Origin of the sequence: Acinetobacter sp. YH01025 (assembly GCF_013420185.1) — a bacterium.
GTDB classification, from domain to species: Bacteria; Pseudomonadota; Gammaproteobacteria; order Pseudomonadales; family Moraxellaceae; genus Acinetobacter; species Acinetobacter indicus.
The window spans coordinates 20,768-39,069 of record NZ_VOYR01000002.1 but is presented as its reverse complement, the minus strand read 5'-3'; the positions used below and the strand labels follow the sequence as shown (position 1 = coordinate 39,069).

Sequence of the window (18,302 nt, the reverse complement as noted above, 5' to 3'; positions counted from 1 at the left end):
GCGATACCATCCTCCCTTTATTTAGGCTGCGAAGAAAAATTAATGAAGAAACTGACCCAGGTAGAATTTAAAGAACGTCGTGACCGTCTGGCTGAACTGATGGGACCACACAGTATTGCCATTATTGCCACCAGTCCGGTGGCCATGCGTAACCGGGATGCTGACTATAAATATCGAACGGACAGCAGTTTCTTCTACTTGACCGGCTTTGCAGAACCTGAAGCGGTCGCGGTCATTGAAACCTATGAATCTATAGATGAAGGCTATACCTATAGCCTGTTTTGCCGCGAACGTAACCGGGAGATGGAAATCTGGAATGGCTATCGTGCCGGTATTGATGGCGCCATTGAACAGTATGAGGCCGATGAAGCCTATGCCATTGACCTGCTCGATGAAGAAATTCTGGAAAAACTGCTGGATAAAGACCAGCTCTTTTACCGTATTGGACAGAATGCCGAATTTGATGCGCGGGTGGCCAAATGGATTGCAGCTGCCAATGGCGAAAGCCGCCGTGGCACCTCGGCACCAGCGCAGGTGGTGCAGCTCGACCGTCTGGTCGATGAAATGCGTTTGCACAAAGACACCAAAGAGCTGGAACTGATGCAAATTGCGGCAGATATTTCTGCCGAAGCGCATATCCGGGCCATGCAAACGGTACGCCCCGGCATGATGGAATATGCGCTGGAAGCCGAACTGAATTATGTGTTTGGCCGAAATGGCTGTGTTCCATCTTATAACAGTATTGTTGGCGGCGGTGAAAATGCCTGCATTCTGCACTATGTAGAAAATGACAAAGAACTGAAAGATGGCGATTTGGTGCTAATTGATGCCGCCTGTGAATATCAGTTCTATGCTTCGGATATTACCCGAACCTTTCCGGTGAATGGTAAATTCAGCCCAGAGCAAAAAGCGCTATATAACCTTGTACTAGATGCCCAGATTGCAGCAATTAATGCCGTACAGATTGGCAACTCCTATAAAGAACCACACCATGTGGCGGTACGTATTCTGGTGCAGGGCCTGCTTGATTTAGGCATTATGCAGGGTGATCTGGACGAGATTATTGCGTCAGAAAGCTATCGTCAGTTCTATATGCATGGCACAGGCCACTGGCTGGGCATGGATGTGCATGATGTCGGAACTTATAAGGTTGATGGCGAATGGCGTGTTTATGAAGCCGGTATGGTGGTCACGGTTGAGCCGGGCCTATACATTGCCCCGGATGATGAAACGGTAGATCCAAAATGGCGTGGCATTGGCATCCGGATTGAAGATGATATTGTCGCGACCAAAAATGGTCCACTGAACTTAACTGCGAAAGTGGTGAAAACTGTAGACGAGATTGAAGCGTTGATGGCTGCGGCCCAATAAAAGCCGTACAGCTCAAAAGCCGGTCAGAAGATCGGCTTTTTTGATTTTGAATCAGCGTTAATGGGTTAAATAGAGATAGACATCCAGACTAATGAACGAAAATATGTCAAACCCATTTAAAAATATTGCCAACGCTATGAGGAAATACATAGCCTAAAACAAAACAGCAAATGACTGTAAAAATTACAATTTTAACTGAGCTTATTGTAAGACTGAGATAGAGGGAGGAAAAAATTGCTAACCCTAAACCCAAAAAAATCCCGGCGACAGCGTAGTAAAATGCCGTAATAAAACGTTCAGTATGATCCATTTATTATCCTAACATTCTAATTATTTTAAGAAATTATAGCATAGCTTTTAGAGTGAATAATAGAAGACTTAACTTGAGGCCGGAAAGCCATGAAACATCCATTGTATGCCCCACAACAGAACCAAGATTAAAACGACTAAAAAGATAAGTTCTAATTTCTTCATGTTTTAAATTTTCTACAATGAATAGCATACAGCTGATACGAATTCTTTAATTTATTTTATCTACGTCAGGGTTGTCGCTTGGTCAGCTTAAGTCTGGCGCTCCAGGCTTTGTATAGATGTTATATTACACACCATTCCAGTGTATCTTATGGAATAACATCTTTTAAACGGGATTTATGGTCAGAACATGCAAGCGCTGAAGCTCAGAAATTCCAGCCATCCACACGAATCATTATAAAAATCCAATCCCTTGATGTAATATAAAATCAATCATGATTAAGATGTATCTAAACTTTTGAGATACCACAAATAAGGATTCAAGCATGCAACAAGAAGTCATCATCGTGGGCGGCGGTATGGTGGGGCTGAGTTTGGCGCTCATGTTGGCCAAAGCCAATATTGCGGTCAAACTGCTCGAAGCAATTCAATACCCGAATTATGATGATGCCAATCTTGCCCCGTATCACTCCAGTTTTGATGCACGAAACAGTGCGCTGTCGCGTCGTAGCGTACAGATTTATCAGGAACTGGGCCTATGGGATGCCTTGCAGGAACATGCTGTCCCGATTCTGGAAGTGCACATTACCGAGCAGGGCAGTTTTGGGAAAGCGCGTCTGCAAGCCGAACAGGAAAAAGTCGAAAGTTTTGGACAGGTGATTGAAAATGCCTGGTTAGGCCGGGTGTTATTGACTCAGGTGCGCGCAGAGCCTTTAATTGAACTGATTGATGGGGTAAAAGTTACCTCGCTGACCCAAGATGCAGATCTGGCTTATCTGGAAGCGCAGCGTGGACGTGAAGTCTTAAAACTGCAATCCAAACTGGTGATTGCTGCCGATGGCCGCGATTCATTCTGCCGTAAAGCCCTAGGCATTGGGGTCGATGAACATGATTATGATCAGGTCGCCATTGTAACCACCGTACAAACCTCTAAACCACACAATCATGTCGGTTTTGAGCGTTTCAGTCCTTTAGGTCCGCTGGCATTATTGCCTTTGCCGGGTGAATATCGTCGTTCGGTGGTCTGGCCGGTGAAAAAAGGTACGGAACATGAATGGCTGGGGGAGGACAATGACCAGCATTTCCTCGATGCCTTGCAGCAGACCTATGGCGATCGGGCTGGAAAATTCCAGAAAACTGGACGCCGTTTTAGCTTCCCGCTTTCGCAGGTGCTGGCAGAAAAACAGGCCGTGGGCCGGGTAGTACTGATGGGCAATGCCGCACATACCATCCATCCGGTGGCTGGACAGGGCTTTAACCTGTGTATGCGCGATGCCTATGTGTTGGTACGTTATTTAAAAGAACAGCTGGCTCAACAGGCCGATTTGGGCGATGCCGCCATGCTGCAAGATTATGAAAAATCCCGTCTGACCGATCAGCAGCGCGTGATCAAATTCTGTGACAGCGTGGTACGCGGCTTTAGTAACCAGAATCCGGTGCTGAAACTGCTCAGAAATACCGGTCTGATTGCCTTTGATACCATTCCGGGAATTAAACCGCTTGTTGCCAACTATGCCATGGGACTAAAAGCATGAACCAGACAGCACACGTATTAGACTCCGTTATTGTGGGTGGTGGCTTGGTCGGTGGCTTAACCGCATTATTACTGGCCCAAGGTGGGGTGCAGGCCACGGTGCTGGATGCCGCACCAATTCTGGATGCAGAAAAAACCTTAAGTATGGCCAATCCGCGCGTACTGGCTTTAAGTCAGGCCACCATCCATCTGCTAAAAACCGTCGGTGTTTGGGACAAACTGGCGCGTCAGCAGCCTTATACTGGCATGCAGGTCTGGAATAAAAATGGCTATGGCGAAATCAATTTTGGTCAGCCGGCAGAAAAAACACCCGGAGTGGACCAGGCGCTGGGTTCGATGGTGGAGCCGAGTATTTTAAATCTGGCCATTCAGCAAACCATGCTGACGCAGATTCAGGATTATCGCACGCAGGTCAAAGTCACCCGGATTGAGCAGGGCATTGGCGTCTGGCATATTTTCCTGGCCGATGGCACGAAGCTCAGCACCAAATTGTTAATTGGCGCAGATGGGGCCAATTCCTTTGTCCGCGAACAGGCCTTTATTGATCTGGATGTGCTGGATTATCAGCAGGCAGGCATCAGTTGTGCCATTCGAACTGCCCAGCCACATCAGCATGTGGCGCGCCAGATTTTTCTGGAAACCGGTCCACTGGCATACCTGCCGATGAGCAGCCTCAAGCCTGAACAGGATGGCCATTGGCAATCTATTGTCTGGACGCTACCAGAGGATTATGCAGAAGAATATGCCGCATTATCCGATCAGGAATTTACCCAGCTGTTGACCCGTGAAAGCCATCACATGTTGGGTGAAGTGCTGGAAGCTACACCACGTGCCCGTTTCCCTTTAAAAGCCCGTGCTGCACAGCACTATATCGAGCCGGGACTGGCACTCATTGGTGATGCAGCGCATGTGATTCATCCGCTGGCCGGGCAGGGCGTTAATATTGGCTGTCTGGATGCCGCGGTCTTGTGTGATGTCCTGCTGCATGACCGGGCACGTGGGGTCTGGGCGCATGAGCAGACCTTGAAGCGTTATGAGCATCGTCGTAAAGGTCAAAATGACGCAATGATGCACAGCATGTCTGCAATTGGCTGGCTGGAAAGCACCCAGTTATTCCCGCTGGTTTGGGGACGTAATTTTGGCTTGAAGCAGGTTGAACAGCTGCCGGTGTTAAAGGATGCTTTTATGGCGCAGGCCAATGGTTTGCATCTGCTGAAAGACACGCGGTATGCGGTCTAGCTAGAAATAGTTATTTTTTAAACATTCATTAATACATGATTACGAATTTGGTTAAAAAAGACACGATTTTTTCGTCTTTACCTCTAGGCGAAAGGCGCAGAGATTGATAAATTTCTTCCTAATTGCATGACAACGTTCACCAGGACTCAATTGAGGTCATTTGCGGGGAGATTAAAATGACGGATATGAACGATTATGATGATGTAGAAGATACCACCGTCGATGATGATGAGGCAAAAGCGGCTGAAAAAGGTGCACTGGACAGCGAAGATGCCGTAAACGATGGTGATGTGGCGGAAGCAGAAACCTTAACCGTAACCGCTAAACAGAAGCAACGCCAAGCGTTAGAAGATGAAATTGCGGCCTTCTTGGCACGTGGGGGAAAAATTACTGAAGTCCCACCAGATGAGGCTGCACGCGAATAAGAAAAAAGCATCACTCCGGTGATGCTTTTTTTATTGTGAATCAACAGCCAAGATTAGTCATCGCGGTTTTGGTTCAGTTCCAGCGCACGCTGATAGGCCACTTTTTTCTTGATCCCGGTTAAATCGGCGGCCAGCTGTGACGCGGCTTTCACTGATAAATCCTGCAATAGTCGGGTCAGCAGCTGATCCAGCTTTTCCTGCTCCAGATCTTTTTCCGCGGTTGCACCACCCACCACCAGTACAATTTCACCTTTTTGCTGATGATGATCAGCTTCAATAAAACTGACCAGCTCACCCAGTGTCATCTTCTTGATGGTTTCAAAGGTTTTGGTAATTTCACGGGCAAAACCGACCGGACGCTCGGTGCCAAAAATACTGGCCATATCTTTAACGCTGTCCAGAATCCGGTGTGGCGCTTCATAAAAAATCAGGGTCGCGGTCTGGTCTTTAAGTTTTTCCAGACTCAAGATACGCTGTGACTGTTTTGACGGTAAAAAGCCTTCAAAGCTAAAGCGGTCACTCGGTAAACCAACGGCACTCAGCGCTGCAATTGCGGCACAGGCTCCCGGAACCGGAATCACCCGGATATTGTGTTCTTGGGCGGCGCGGACCAGTTTAAAACCGGGGTCGCTAATTAGCGGGGTACCGGCATCACTAATCAGGGCAATATTTTCGCCGTTCAGCAGGCGCTGAACCAATATATCAATTTTGTTACTTTCATTGTGTTCATGGCACGCCGTTAACGGAGTTGATATATTATAGTGCTTTAATAATTGAGCAGAGGTCCGTGTATCCTCTGCCGCAATAATATTTACAGACTTTAGAACATCAATCGCCCGATAGGTCATGTCGTCTAAGTGCCCAATTGGGGTGGCTACAACAAATAACTGAGCACTCATTAGGTTTCTCCATGTTTAGGCAAATTATTAATAACAATAAAAGACAGCTTCAAAAAGTAATCATTACCACGGCACTGTTGGGCGCAGGACTTTCAGTTGCCCAGGCCGAGATTCTGGTCATTCTACCTGAATCGGGTCCTATGGCGCGAGCCGGTTTCAGTATTCAGCAGGGTTTTATGCACGCTTATCAGGCATCGGGTGAGAAAATGCCGGTTAAATTGATTAATTCCGAGCAGCGCAAAATTGGTCCCTTACTGCGTCAGCATGTTAATGCTAGAACCCGGGTGGTGATTGGACCTTTGGCACGTGCCGATGTGGAACAGTTAATTGCGCTGCGGCCCAAAGTGCGCACACTGGCTTTAAACGAGGTGATCCAGCAGCATCCGCGGGTATTACAGTTTAGCCTGTCAAAAAAAGATGATGCACAGACCTTAAAGCAGCTGTTCCAGAAAGATCAGATCAATCATTTGTATATTCTGCGTGAACCCGGCACCGAAGCTGAACATGAGCTGTTATTGATGTCTCTGGTGTCGCAGCTGGACTATCCGGTGGAGGTGGTGGACAGTCCGCCGAGATGGCTGAAACATCAGCAGGGGGTGTTATTGCTGGGTTCAAATGGCTGGATCAATCGCCAGAACAGGTTGCCCAAAAAGCGCTTATACAGCCTGGCCAATGCCGTCGAGTCACAGCAGCAGTTACCGCAAGGCCTGCAGTTTTGTGATGCGCCGGCCTTGTATCAGTCTCACTGGGCAGATGTACAGGCCGGAATTCAGGCAGCCAAGGCGGAACACTTTTCTTTTCAGCGGCTGGTGGCCTTTGGTGGAGATGCCTGGCAGATCGCCAATTATTATCTGAAACAGCCACAATTAAACCGCATCGAGTTTGAAGGGCGAACCGGTTTAATCCGGATTCAGGACAACCAGATTCAGCGTATTCCGAAATGCTATGTGCAGCAGAAACAGCTGGTGCAGATCCTGTAAATGGCCAGTCAGCGCGCGCGTCTAGGCCAGTGGGCCGAACAGCAGGCTGCAATGTTATTAGAGCAGCAGGGTTATCAGATTCTGGCGGCCAATTACCATTGCCGTTATGGTGAAATCGACCTGATTGCCCGGCAGGATCAGCAGCTGGTGTTTGTGGAGGTAAAGGCGCGATCTTTTAGCGATTATGGCCGGGCGGTGGAGGTGGTTTCCATCTCCAAGCAGCAAAAGCTGATTAAAACGGCGCTGACCTATTTGAGCAATTCTGCACAATTACAGGATTTTTATTGTCGATTTGATGTGATTTGTTTTGATTTTACTGAACAAATTGCAAAAACAGTACAGCAAGATTTTTCCAATTTCACGTATGATCTGCAATGGATTGAAAATGCTTTTACTTTTGATTCAGAGTTCATTAATCTTTGAAGAGAATTGAAGCAAAGATGCTTGAAAACAGAAATGAATAAGTAATGAGGAGTCTTGCTGAGTGTTAAATCGTATCGCAATCACAGTGCTGTGTGTGGCAAGTTTATCCGGCTGTGCAAGTTTTATTTCCAGTGGTACGGGTTCTGCACCTGTAGGAACGGAAAGTGGCGCACGCTCACTTGGCCAGGTCTTTATTGATAACTCCATTGAACGTACAGCAAAAATTAATTTATATAAGCTGGATGCCCGTTTTAAACAGTCACGCGTTAATATTGAAAGTTTCCACGGCAATGTATTGCTGACCGGTCAGGTGCCAGATGCACATCTGAAGCAGTTGGCGGAAGACAATGTACGCGCCATGAGCGATGTCAAAACCGTACACAACTATATTACCGTGGGCAACCAGATTGGTTATAGCACCATCATGCAGGACACCACCGTGACCGCCAATACCCGTGGCCTGATTATGAAAGCGCCGGTGGTTTCTGACAGTAAAGTGCGAATTCACACCGAAGATGGCGTGCTGTATGTGATGGGCCGTTTGAATAATGCGGAAATCGCCGATTTAAATCAGGTGTTACAGCAGGTTGGTAATGTCACCAAAATTGTGACCTTAATTGACAATATTGAAGCCTCACAGGCCACATCTTCTGGTTTTGCCAGCCCGATGATGAATGTACAGCCGGATGTACAAACCCCGGTCGCCATTGATCCGGACCAGATCGAGCCAACGAATGCGCTCTAAGTTGTTCCAGTTTAAAACGCAGCTGCAATATCGTCTGGTTCAGGCCAAAAGTGTATATCAGGAATTCCGCCTGTATGATTTTGGCAGTTATGCCCTGAACCGTTTGACTCCACGACAGGGCTATACGGTAGAGAACGATCTGGCTTATGGAGCGAATGAACGCCATCAGCTGGATTTGTACCGGACTGCCCAGCCACGTCCCCAGCAGCCGTTAATTGTTTTTGTCCATGGTGGTGCCTGGTCACGGGGTGATAAAAAAGATTATCGCTTTGTTGGCGAAGCTTTTGCCCAGCAGGGTTTTGATGTTGCCGTCATTAATTATCAACTGGCGCCGCAGAATATTTTTCCGGTCTATATTGATGACCTGACTTTGGCACTGAACTATCTGCATGATCAGCAGGCAGAGTTAAGGATTAACACTGATCAGATTATCCTAATGGGGCACTCGGCCGGTGCGTTTAATATCATGTCGGTGCTGTATCATCCGCAGCCTTATGCGCTGAACTGCCGAGACAATATTCGGGCTGCGATTGGCTTGGCTGGTCCCTATCATTTTGACTATAAAGATGATCCGCTTTGTGCCGATGCATTTGATCAGACCATTCCTTATCATGATGTGATGCCGTATTACTTTGTGGAAAGTAATCACATTCGTCACTATTTGCTGGTGGCTGAGAATGACCAGATTGTGCATTTGAGTAATGCGGTTGATTTTGATCATGTGCTAAACAAGCATGGCAATCATAGTCAGCTGATCACCATTTCACGCACCGGGCATGTCAGTATTATGGGCTCGGTATCGAGTCTGTTTAGCCGTTATTTCAAGACCAAGCACACGATTATGCAGGCGCTGGAAGAAACGCTAAATTCCTGAGTAGTGTCTCTTTAGAGCCAGGCTTTGCTGTCGTCGGCGACGGCAGAGCCTTCGGTCACGTGTTTGATCATGGCATGGGCGATACTGCCTTTGAATGGAATATTCGGCAGCTGATCAAATTTAAAAAATTGTGCGTCGCTGATTTCTTCTTCCTGTAACTGCAGTTCACCACCGGCATATTCGGCTTTAAAGGCAATCATCAGGTTGCTTGGAAAAGGCCAGGGCTGACTGGCCAGATACTGAATATTCTTTAGCTGGATACCGACTTCTTCCGCGGTTTCACGGCGTACCGCTTCTTCCAAGGTTTCTCCCACCTCAACAAAACCGGCAATCAGGCCATACATATTGGTGGTGTTTCGCGCATTTTTGGCCAGCAGAATTTCATCTTCACCGCGGGTAATGACGGTAATGACACAGGGTTGTACACGTGGATATTGGCGATACTGGCAGACCGGGCAAACCATGGCATATTCGGTGGCATGCGCTTCGGTTGGATGGCCGCAGTGGCTGCAAAAACGGTGATTACGACGCCATTCTAGCAACTGGATTGCACGGCTGGCCTGTTCAAATTCGGCACTGTTCCAGAACTGTAACAGCTGGCGAATTGGCAATAATTGATAGCCTTCAGGAATGGGCTCATCGGGGAGTAAGTCGCGGGCAATCACCTGATTGCCCGTAGACAGGTCACTTGCTAATTTTTCAACTCGGGGCAGTTGAAACTGTTCATCGACCAGCAGTTGCTGTTGGTGAAAAATATAGGCAAGTGAGAGTTCAGACATTAGGCTACAGCTTTCAGTTTTTCGCTACTTGCCAATGCTACATCAAACATCGACTGTAAAACAGGCTGTTTGTTTTTTAAATTGTCAATCAGCATGTCGGCACCGGCCAAGGTGTCTAACACGGCATTCAGCTCGTCACTACTGAGCGTTTCACCGGCTTCGCATTTACGATAGATAAAGTCAGCGGCAGTCAGCAGCGCCTGCTGGCCTTTTTCTTCATTCAGGAACAGCAGGGCACCGGCCACTTCACGCAGCTGGGTACAGGTGTTTTCCAATAAACGCACATCCTGATCCTGAACGTGCTGCACCAGAATCTGCTGAGCCAGATCAATTAAGGTTTTGGTTTCGCTCAGCAATACTTCATGCGCTTCATCTAAACGGTCCAGCGAAATGTGCATGTTGTTAACGCGCAGCTGTAAACGGCTAGAGGTATGATGACGCTCCAGCACCCCAATCGAGTTCATCGCTGATAAAATGGTGTTCATCAGCTGCTGGGCAAAGCTTTCTTCTTTGAGCACTTCGGCCTGACTCAAGGCGTCGGCCTGAACCAGCAGATCACGGTGGGCTTCATTCAGGTTCAGTACTTTAAAGATGTTGGCCAGATCTTTGAGCTTGGCTTGCAACTCCTGGGTTTTTTCAGGGGTCATGTTCTGGTAGTTGTATTCGATGTCATTGCGAATCTGCGCCATTTCGCTGGTCGCCAGAGCACTGATGGTCTGCATGGTTTCAAAATCCGGACCATACAGATGACGGCTGAAGACCTGTAACTGGGTGTCAGTCAGCAGGTCTTCACCAATATTCAGCTGTTCGCGGATGTGCTGGGCCACCTGATCTTCCTGGCTAATGCACAGGCTCAGGATGTTGGCCAGATCACTTAACTGGGCCTGGAAGCTGTCTGGTGCGGCAAAGTATTGACGCATATTCAGTTCAATACTGATTAAGGTGCGTAAACGTGGTTCATTCAGCAGCAGGTTATCAATCTGGTTTAACGCCACATAGACCAGATTCCAGTATTGTTGGCTTGGATGCTGGGCGGATAGACCGGCTAAATAGGTGCCGACCAGTTTCATGGCTTGCAGATCCAGCTCGGATTCTTCCTGCTTCAGTAACTTGTACAGCGACAGTTTATACAGCTGATGCACATAGCCTGATTTTTCCAGACCGGGTGCTTGTGGCAATTTGAATTCCGGGTGAATACAGTCCAGCAGAGATTCAATATGCTGGCCTTCCTGGGTGAGTGGTTTACCCAAGGCACGTTCCAGACGGTTTAAGGTATCGAGCAGGAACTGTGGAATTTTAACTTCGCGCAGACAAATAAATTCGATGTAGCGCTTGAGCATGGTGGTGCCTTCACTTAAGGCAATCACGTCTTCAGTTTTAATTTGCGCCGGATTCCCCATAATCTTGCGCATTAATTCTGCTGAATATTGGGCAATTTTTGCCAGGCTCGACATATCAATCAGGGCCAGTACCTGGGCACATTGCTCAAACTGGTTAAGGGCATCATCAATCCCGAAAGGTAAAGTCTGATCTTCTGCCAAGGTGCTGACTGCGGATTCCACCAATTTGATTGAATTATCAACCTCATTTTTTATTATCAGTAACGCAGTCGGATCAAAATGAATAGAGGTTTGGTAAGACATGTATCTGCACCTTTCCTAGTGTTTTATCTGTTTATGGGCCTGCTGCAAAAACAGCAGACCTGTTTATCTTAACTATAACTGAACTAGGAACAGATTAAATACAAAAAATTACAATCGTCGGTTTTTTTATTTGGCAAAAAAGCAGGGCTGTCCATGCTTTTCTTCAAATTGTTTGACCCAATTCTCATGTGCTTCCAGCTCTGCGGCAGAAGGCAGAATCACCGGCAATTCCATTTCAATGCTGCGACGGCCCGATTCACCGCTTTGTTCTTCATGATGGGCCGACAGGGCATCCATATCAAAGGATACCTGGCCACCGGTCATGGCCAGATAGACATCTGCCAGAATTTCAGCATCGAGCAAGGCGCCGTGGAAGGTACGGTCACGCGCCGGAATTTCATAACGCTTCACTAAAGCATCGAGTGAGTTCTTTTGTCCCGGATGCTTGTTTTTGGCCATTATCAGCGTATCGGTGACTTCACACACCGCCGATAAATCGCCTAGACCACAGCGGTTAAACTCCATATCCAGGAAGTTCATATCGAAGGTGGCGTTATGCGCAATAATTTCCGCGCCTTTTAAATAGTCATACAGCACCGCAGCAATTTCGGCATATTTCGGTTTGTCTTTTAAAAACTCATCCGAAATACCGTGCACCACTTCCGATTCACCGACCGGTTTTTCCGGGTTGATATAAATATGAATCGAGCTGCCGGTCAGTTTGCGGTTGACCATTTCAATTGCGCCGACTTCAATAATCCGGTCACCATCCTGATAATAAAAACCGGTGGTTTCCGTATCCAGAATCAGCTGGCGTGGACCATAAGCCTGAACCGTGGCCGGGGTAATCACAATATGGGGATGCGATGACGTGTTTGCTGGCGCTGTTGCACTCTGGTTCTGGGTTTCATCTTGGATCAGGACTTCGTTCTGATTCGGGCTGTCATTTTGACTGAGGGTTTGCGTCACGGTAATGCTGTGCTGGGTCAGACTGAGATGATCCTCCTGCACCATTAGCAGTTCTTCTTCGACTTCAACGTCTAGTTGGCTGTCGTCTAGATCGAAGCCAAAAGGGTCGTCGAGCAACCAGTCAGATTCTGCTTTTTTTTTAGCCGTGCCCGGCGGGATGACTTCAGACTCAGCGCTTTTATCTTCAGTAATGATTTGTACCGGCGTCACTTTGACCTGCTGTGCAAATACCAGATCGGCCCCTTTGTTGGCCAGCTGATCGGCCATTTCATTGCCAGCATGGCCAGCGTGACCTTTAATCCAGTGCCATTCAATTTCACGACCCTGACAGATGGCATCCAGTTTTTGCCATAGGTCCGGATTTTTCACATCTTTCCAGTTTTTCTTTTTCCAGCCGGCAATCCATTCGGTCATGCCGCGTTTGACATAGTTGGAATCGGTCCAGAGAATCAGTTTGGCCTCTGCCGGGCAGAACTGAATGCCTTCAATGGCTGCCGTCAGCTCCATACGGTTGTTGGTGGTTTCCAGTTCCCCGCCATAGAGTTTGTGCTGCTGGGTTTCTGTAATGACATATGCACCCCAACCGCCCAAGCCAGGGTTTCCACGACAAGCACCATCCACATATAGTGTGATTGTTTGAGACATAAGCCAGATCCAAAAAGAGCCAAATAAAAACCGAGCCGCTATTGTATAACGCAATTGCAGATCAGAAACGCCGAAGACGTCAATTTTTTAATTTCTTGTAACATTTATATTAGAATCGCGCTAGAGTAAAACCTTGTGTCGTAGTGATGCTTCACTACAATGTCAAATCTAAAAAATAATTTATAGACGAGTTGTTTGGATTTCCTATGTATAAACCAACCACACGCATGTGGCAGCCTATGGTCCCGGCACTATTTAAAATTACAGTTTTGGGTTCAGCGCTGGCCGCGCTCGGCATCAGCACCGGCTGTACCTCTACACAAAGTGCCAGCAAAGCGTCAACGTCGAGTCAGGTTGGTTCAGGTTATCTGGACGCCAGCAGTTTAGATTCACTGGAAGATTTATTGTCGGCCACCGACATGCGCGCGGTAGAAGGCGACCGTTTACTGATTTTAAAACACGGTGATGTCTGGAAGCGTATGACCGTAGGTTTCAAAATGGATCTGGAACACTGGAATCCGCGTATTGAAGCGCAGCGCGGCTGGTTTATTTCACGTCAGCCGTATATTGACCGTTTAAGTGCGCGTGCTTCACGTTATCTGTATCACACAGTTAAAGAAGCCGAGCGCCGTGGCATGCCGACCGAACTGGCATTATTACCAGTCATTGAAAGTTCGTACGACCCGGCAGCAACCAGTAGCGCTGCTGCAGCCGGTTTATGGCAGTTTATTCCAAGTACCGGACGTATTTATGGTCTGAAACAGACCCCGCTGTATGATGGCCGCCGTGATGTGGTCGAATCGACCCGTGCTGCCTATGAATTCCTCGGTAGCCTGTATAACCAGTTTGGTTCCTGGGAGCTGGCTCTGGCCGCTTATAATGCCGGACCGGGCCGTATTCAGCAGGCGATTAACCGCAACAAGGCTGCCGGTTTACCGACCGATTACTGGTCACTGAAATTGCCACAGGAAACCATGAACTATGTGCCGCGTTTCCTGGCAGTGGCGCAAATTATTAAAAACCCAGGTGCCTACGGGGTGCGTTTGCCGCCAATTGCCAACCGTCCCCATTTCCGTGAAGTGACGGTCGGTGCGGTGAATTTAAATGATGTGGCCAATATTACTGGTCTTAGCCGTGCCGAGTTATATGCGCTGAACCCGGGCCATCGTACTGACCGAATTGACAGTGCCAGCCCGATGCGGATTCTGATTCCAGCCGATTTAAGCCCAACAGTCGATGAACGTCTGAAAAACCTGCAAGGTGGTGGATTGCTGGCCAGCAACACTCGTCCTAGTGTGACGACGCAGACCACGACCAGTGCCCCAGCTACAAAAACCACCACACCCGCTTTGACGGCCAGTGTGACTCAGCGTACTGCTACGACTACACCAGCGAGCACAGCCAAAACTGCTAGCAGCACGACTACAACCAGCACCAAACGGATCAGTACGCCACGCGGTTCATCGGCTTTGGCCTCTTTTGCGGCCAATTCAGATATTCCAAGTGCTCCACGTATTCCGGTGGCCATTACCCCGGCACAGAATATTCAGCCGGTGAAGGTCGAACCGCCAATTTCAGCAGCAGAACGTGAACAGATTCTGGCGGCAGTGAAAACTGAAGACCAGAACAAAACGGTAGAAGAGGTGTTGCAGCCGGTGGCCTCTCAGGCTGAACAGGCGCAGGTGGTGGCCGAGTTAAAAGAAATTGCACCACAAGGCACTGAAATTGTCGATCCTTATGATGGCAAAATTAAGCTGACCGCGATTCAGACCAGTCTGTCGGTGGCCGAGCAGCAAGGCAAAGAGCTGACCAAAGGTTTTGCTTACCCGAAAAGTGTCGCGGATAGCACCCGTCCAGATTCAGATGAAGCCCAGCGGAACCAGGGCAAGAACGTAATCAAGACCGACACTGAAGTGGTGGTGGTGCCGCCAAAAGGCAAGCGCAGTACCTATACGGTACAGGCCGGCGATACCCTGGTGCTGATTGCCATGAAAAATGGGGTGAACTGGCGTGATGTGGCAAAATGGAACCAGATTGATCCAAACTCGACTTTATATGCCGGTACCACCATCTATTTATATGATGCCAAACCACAAGCTGCCGCGCCAGCCAAAGCCAAAGAGCAGCCGGAATCCTATGTGGTTAAAGCTAACGATACCTTAACCGGCGTGGCCAATCAGTTTGGTTTATCGGTCAAGCAACTGGCGGATTACAATAATCTGAACACAAGCAGTGGCCTGTTTGTCGGCCAGAAGCTGAATCTGCAAGAAACAGCAGAGATGCGTGCCAAGGCAGCTGAGCAGAAAGCGGCTGAAACCAAAGTGGCCACGCAAAGCTATACGGTGAAGCGCGGTGAATATCTGAAACTGATTGCGGACCGTCATGGCTTGTCCAATGCAGAACTGGCAGCCTTAACTCCGGGTCTGACTGCGGGCAGCAGTTTGCTGGTTGGACAGCGGATTAATGTGCCTGTAAGTGACTCGAAAGCCGAAGCAAAAACTGAAACGGCCGCAGAGAGTCGTCGTGCAGCGCCAAGTACGTCAACTGCTGAGATTAAAACGGAAAACTATACTGTCCAGCGCGGCGACACCTTATCGAGTGTGGCCGCACAAAGCAAAATGAGTCTGGCTGATCTGGCCGCCTTAAACCAGATTTCGACCAATACCGGCCTGCGAATTGGACAAACTTTAAAAATTCCAGCCGGTTCGACCATCCCGGATAGTTATACAGTACAGTCGGGCGATACCTTAACTGCCATTGCCAACCGCTATAACCTGAGTCTGGAGCAGATTGCCAGTTTAAATGGCATCAGCCGGACTGCCGGTTTACGTACCGGCCAGCGCCTGAAACTCAGCGCTGAGCCAGTGCCAGTGGAAGAAAGCAAGGCCAGCACAACTGCGGCAAACTCTGATATTCATATTGTAAAATCGGGTGAGACCTTAAATAGTATTGCGCGTAAATATCATTTGCAGCTGAACTATCTGGCCGCACTAAATGATCTGCCACGTACTGCTGCACTGCGGATTGGCCAGCGTTTAAAAATTGAAGGTGATCTGGACAGCAGTAGCAACCGTGCCGCGGAAAGTGCAGCGGTGAGCACCGCCAGCACCGGTAAAGCAACCGAAGCCTATACCGTTAAAGCCGGTGAGTCCTTAAATGCCATTGCCAGCCGTACCGGTATTTCGGTCGCTGAACTGGCGGCCTTGAATGGCCTGAGTCCGCGTGCCGGTTTAAGAGTGGGACAAACCCTGCAATTGCCAAAAACCATAACGGAATATAAGGTCAAGCGCGGTGATACCCTGATTGGGCTGGCCAGCCGTTATGGTCTGGAAACCAGTGAACTGGCTGATATGAACGAGATTAAACCGAATACGCAGCTGCGTATTGGAGAGATCATCAAGGTTCCGAACCTGTAATTGCCGGGCACAAGGAGTCGTGACCGCATGAACAGATCTTTATATGGCTTGAGTGCTGTGGCAACAGCACTGGCCTTGACCTCAAGCTGGAGTTGGGCTGCGCTGCAGACCACGCCGTATATCGCGCTGCACAGCAGCCCGAAATACAGCCAGCTTGCGGCCATGCCCTATGCCAATCCGCAAGCACCGAAAGGTGGCATACTGAGTCAGTCCAGCAATGGCACTTTTGACAACCTGAACAGCATGAACGGTAAGGGCAGTGCGACCGATGGGGTGAATTATCTGTTTGATTCGCTCATGACCAGCTCGCTAGATGAGCCGGGGGTGATGTACCCACTGCTGGCAGAAAAAGTGACTTATGATCCGAAGCAGACCAAGTTTGTCATTTTTCATCTGAATCCAAAAGCACGTTTTAGTGATGGCACACCGGTCACCGCGGCTGATGTCAAATTCAGTTTTGATACCTTCCAGAGCAAATCTAATCCGGGTTTGCAGATGTATATTGCCGATTTGGATAAAACCGAGGTCTTATCCAGACATCAGGTCAAAATGACCTTTAAATCCGATAACAACAGTGAAATGCCGCTGATTTTATCGGCCTTACCGATTTATTCCCAGAAAGACTGGCAGGGCAAGGACTTTAGCCGGATTACCTTGCAGCCGATGCTGGGGTCAGGCCCGTATCTGATTGAACGCATTGATGCCGGACGCAGTATTACTTATAAGCGCAATCCGAACTATTGGGGCAAAGATCTGCCGGTAAATAAGGGCCGTTATAACTTTGACCGGCTTAAATTTGTCTATTACCGCAATATGGATGTGGCCTTTGAAGGCTTTAAGTCGGGCCAATACACGCTGCATGAAGAATATACCGCGCGCAAATGGGTGACGGAATATCAGTTCCCGGCAGTGAAAGCGGGGATGGTGGTGAAATATAAGTTCCGGCATGAAAACCCGGTGCCAACACAAAGTTTTGTGTTTAATACCCGGCGTTCACCGATGCAGGATATTCATTTCCGTCAGGCGCTCAGCCATGCCTATGATTTTGAATGGCAGAATAAAGCCCTGTTTTACGGACAGTATCAGCGTTTGCAAAGTTATTTTAGCAATAGCGAACTGGAAGCCAAAGGTCGTCCAAGCGCGGCGGAGCTGGCACTGTTAAAGCCGTATTTAAAACAGTTGCATCCGGTGCAGCGTCAGGGGGTGCTGGCCAACTGGAAATTCCCGGTCAGTGATGCCAGCGGTTTTAACCGCAGCGGTCTGCTCAAAGCCCGGCAGATCCTGCTGAATGCCGGCTATCGCTTCAAGGATGGCCGTTTGCTTGATCCGAAAGGCAACACCATCCAGCTGGAATTTTTAATTCATCAGGATGGCTTGCAGCGTACTTTAATGCCTTTTGTGCGCAATTTAAAACGTCTGGGCATTGTGGTGAATATCCGTCAGGTCGATGTGCCGCAATATATTGAACGGATGCGCCGGGCAGAATTTGACTTAAGCACCATGGTCTTGCCACAGTCCTTAAGTCCGGGCAATGAACAGGCGCAATTCTGGAGCAGTGCCGCGGCAGATCAGCCGGGCAATTATAATTATGCCGGCATCAAGAATCCGGTCATTGATGACATCATTCAGAAAATTATTTACGCGCCTGACCGCCAGCAGCTGATTGTCCGGACCAAAGTGCTGGACCGCTTATTACGCGCTGGTTATTACCAGATTCCGACCTATGGCAAAGGCGAGCACTGGCTGGCCTACTGGAATATGTACCAACAACCGAAAATAAAACCAAAACTTTCCATTGGACTTGATTACTGGTGGAGTGATGCAGCCGGGGCGCAAAAAGTAGCCCAGTATCTGCGTAAACAATAAGCTGGCTTTGCCACAAGGATGCT

General features: G+C 48.5%; 14 protein-coding genes. 10 read left to right on the top strand and 4 right to left on the bottom strand.

The features are described 5' to 3' along the window. Positions 1 to 42 precede the first annotated feature (42 nt). From pepP to FTT89_RS02610, 4 genes are all read left to right on the top strand, one after another. The gene (gene pepP / locus FTT89_RS02625; protein WP_180172662.1) at positions 43 to 1,371 is read left to right on the top strand and encodes a Xaa-Pro aminopeptidase; all 1,329 of its coding nucleotides are present in this window, start codon (positions 43 to 45) and stop codon (positions 1,369 to 1,371) included. A gap of 797 nt (positions 1,372 to 2,168) precedes the next feature. Continuing rightward, the gene (gene ubiH / locus FTT89_RS02620) at positions 2,169 to 3,377 is read left to right on the top strand and encodes a 2-octaprenyl-6-methoxyphenyl hydroxylase (RefSeq protein WP_104499109.1); all 1,209 of its coding nucleotides are present in this window, start codon (positions 2,169 to 2,171) and stop codon (positions 3,375 to 3,377) included. Further along, positions 3,374 to 4,615 carry an FAD-dependent monooxygenase gene (locus FTT89_RS02615; protein WP_168398253.1) on the top strand — a complete coding sequence of 414 codons (1,242 nt, stop codon included), beginning with the start codon at positions 3,374 to 3,376 and terminating at the stop codon, positions 4,613 to 4,615. Before ubiH ends, FTT89_RS02615 begins: the two co-directional genes overlap by 4 nt. A 176-nt stretch (positions 4,616 to 4,791) precedes the next feature. Beyond that, positions 4,792 to 5,040 (top strand): hypothetical protein, encoded by a 249-nt coding sequence (locus tag FTT89_RS02610; RefSeq protein ID WP_016659239.1) that lies wholly within the window; start codon positions 4,792 to 4,794, stop codon positions 5,038 to 5,040. Between the two features lie 53 nt (positions 5,041 to 5,093). On the opposite strand, the gene rsmI is transcribed toward FTT89_RS02610, so the two are convergent. Then, positions 5,094 to 5,939, bottom strand: a complete 846-nt coding sequence (rsmI, locus tag FTT89_RS02605) for a 16S rRNA (cytidine(1402)-2'-O)-methyltransferase (RefSeq protein ID WP_180172661.1) — start codon at positions 5,937 to 5,939, stop codon at positions 5,094 to 5,096. Between the two features lie 11 nt (positions 5,940 to 5,950). Between rsmI and FTT89_RS02600 the strand changes: the two genes are divergently transcribed. The 4 genes from FTT89_RS02600 to FTT89_RS02585 all read left to right on the top strand — a co-directional run bounded on the left by FTT89_RS02600 (position 5,951) and on the right by FTT89_RS02585 (position 8,961). Then, on the top strand, positions 5,951 to 6,919 hold the full coding sequence (locus FTT89_RS02600; protein WP_104473186.1) for a penicillin-binding protein activator: 969 nt from the start codon (positions 5,951 to 5,953) through the stop codon (positions 6,917 to 6,919). Then, positions 6,920 to 7,342 carry a YraN family protein gene (locus FTT89_RS02595; RefSeq protein ID WP_075167708.1) on the top strand — a complete coding sequence of 141 codons (423 nt, stop codon included), beginning with the start codon at positions 6,920 to 6,922 and terminating at the stop codon, positions 7,340 to 7,342. Between the two features lie 61 nt (positions 7,343 to 7,403). Then, complete coding sequence (locus FTT89_RS02590) at positions 7,404 to 8,087, top strand: BON domain-containing protein (protein ID WP_016659235.1); 684 nt, start codon at positions 7,404 to 7,406, stop codon at positions 8,085 to 8,087. Further along, positions 8,077 to 8,961: an alpha/beta hydrolase gene (locus tag FTT89_RS02585; RefSeq protein ID WP_104470026.1), complete on the top strand. Its 885-nt coding sequence runs from the start codon at positions 8,077 to 8,079 to the stop codon at positions 8,959 to 8,961. Before FTT89_RS02590 ends, FTT89_RS02585 begins: the two co-directional genes overlap by 11 nt. Before the next feature lie 11 nt (positions 8,962 to 8,972). On the opposite strand, the gene nudC is transcribed toward FTT89_RS02585, so the two are convergent. From nudC to dnaQ, 3 genes are all read right to left on the bottom strand, one after another. Beyond that, complete coding sequence (nudC, locus tag FTT89_RS02580) at positions 8,973 to 9,740, bottom strand: NAD(+) diphosphatase (RefSeq protein ID WP_075167710.1); 768 nt, start codon at positions 9,738 to 9,740, stop codon at positions 8,973 to 8,975. Beyond that, positions 9,740 to 11,383 (bottom strand): hypothetical protein, encoded by a 1,644-nt coding sequence (locus tag FTT89_RS02575; RefSeq protein ID WP_005179216.1) that lies wholly within the window; start codon positions 11,381 to 11,383, stop codon positions 9,740 to 9,742. The genes nudC and FTT89_RS02575 overlap by 1 nt, the downstream gene beginning before the upstream one ends. 126 nt (positions 11,384 to 11,509) lie before the next feature. After that, positions 11,510 to 12,997, bottom strand: coding sequence for a DNA polymerase III subunit epsilon (gene dnaQ / locus FTT89_RS02570; RefSeq protein ID WP_104505759.1), 1,488 nt, complete (start codon positions 12,995 to 12,997; stop codon positions 11,510 to 11,512). 206 nt (positions 12,998 to 13,203) lie between these two features. On the opposite strand from dnaQ, the gene FTT89_RS02565 reads away from it, so the two are divergent. Continuing rightward, positions 13,204 to 16,413 (top strand): LysM peptidoglycan-binding domain-containing protein, encoded by a 3,210-nt coding sequence (locus FTT89_RS02565; protein WP_180172660.1) that lies wholly within the window; start codon positions 13,204 to 13,206, stop codon positions 16,411 to 16,413. Positions 16,414 to 16,440: 27 nt separating this feature from the next. Beyond that, positions 16,441 to 18,279: an extracellular solute-binding protein gene (locus tag FTT89_RS02560; RefSeq protein WP_168395956.1), complete on the top strand. Its 1,839-nt coding sequence runs from the start codon at positions 16,441 to 16,443 to the stop codon at positions 18,277 to 18,279. Positions 18,280 to 18,302: the final 23 nt, after the last annotated feature.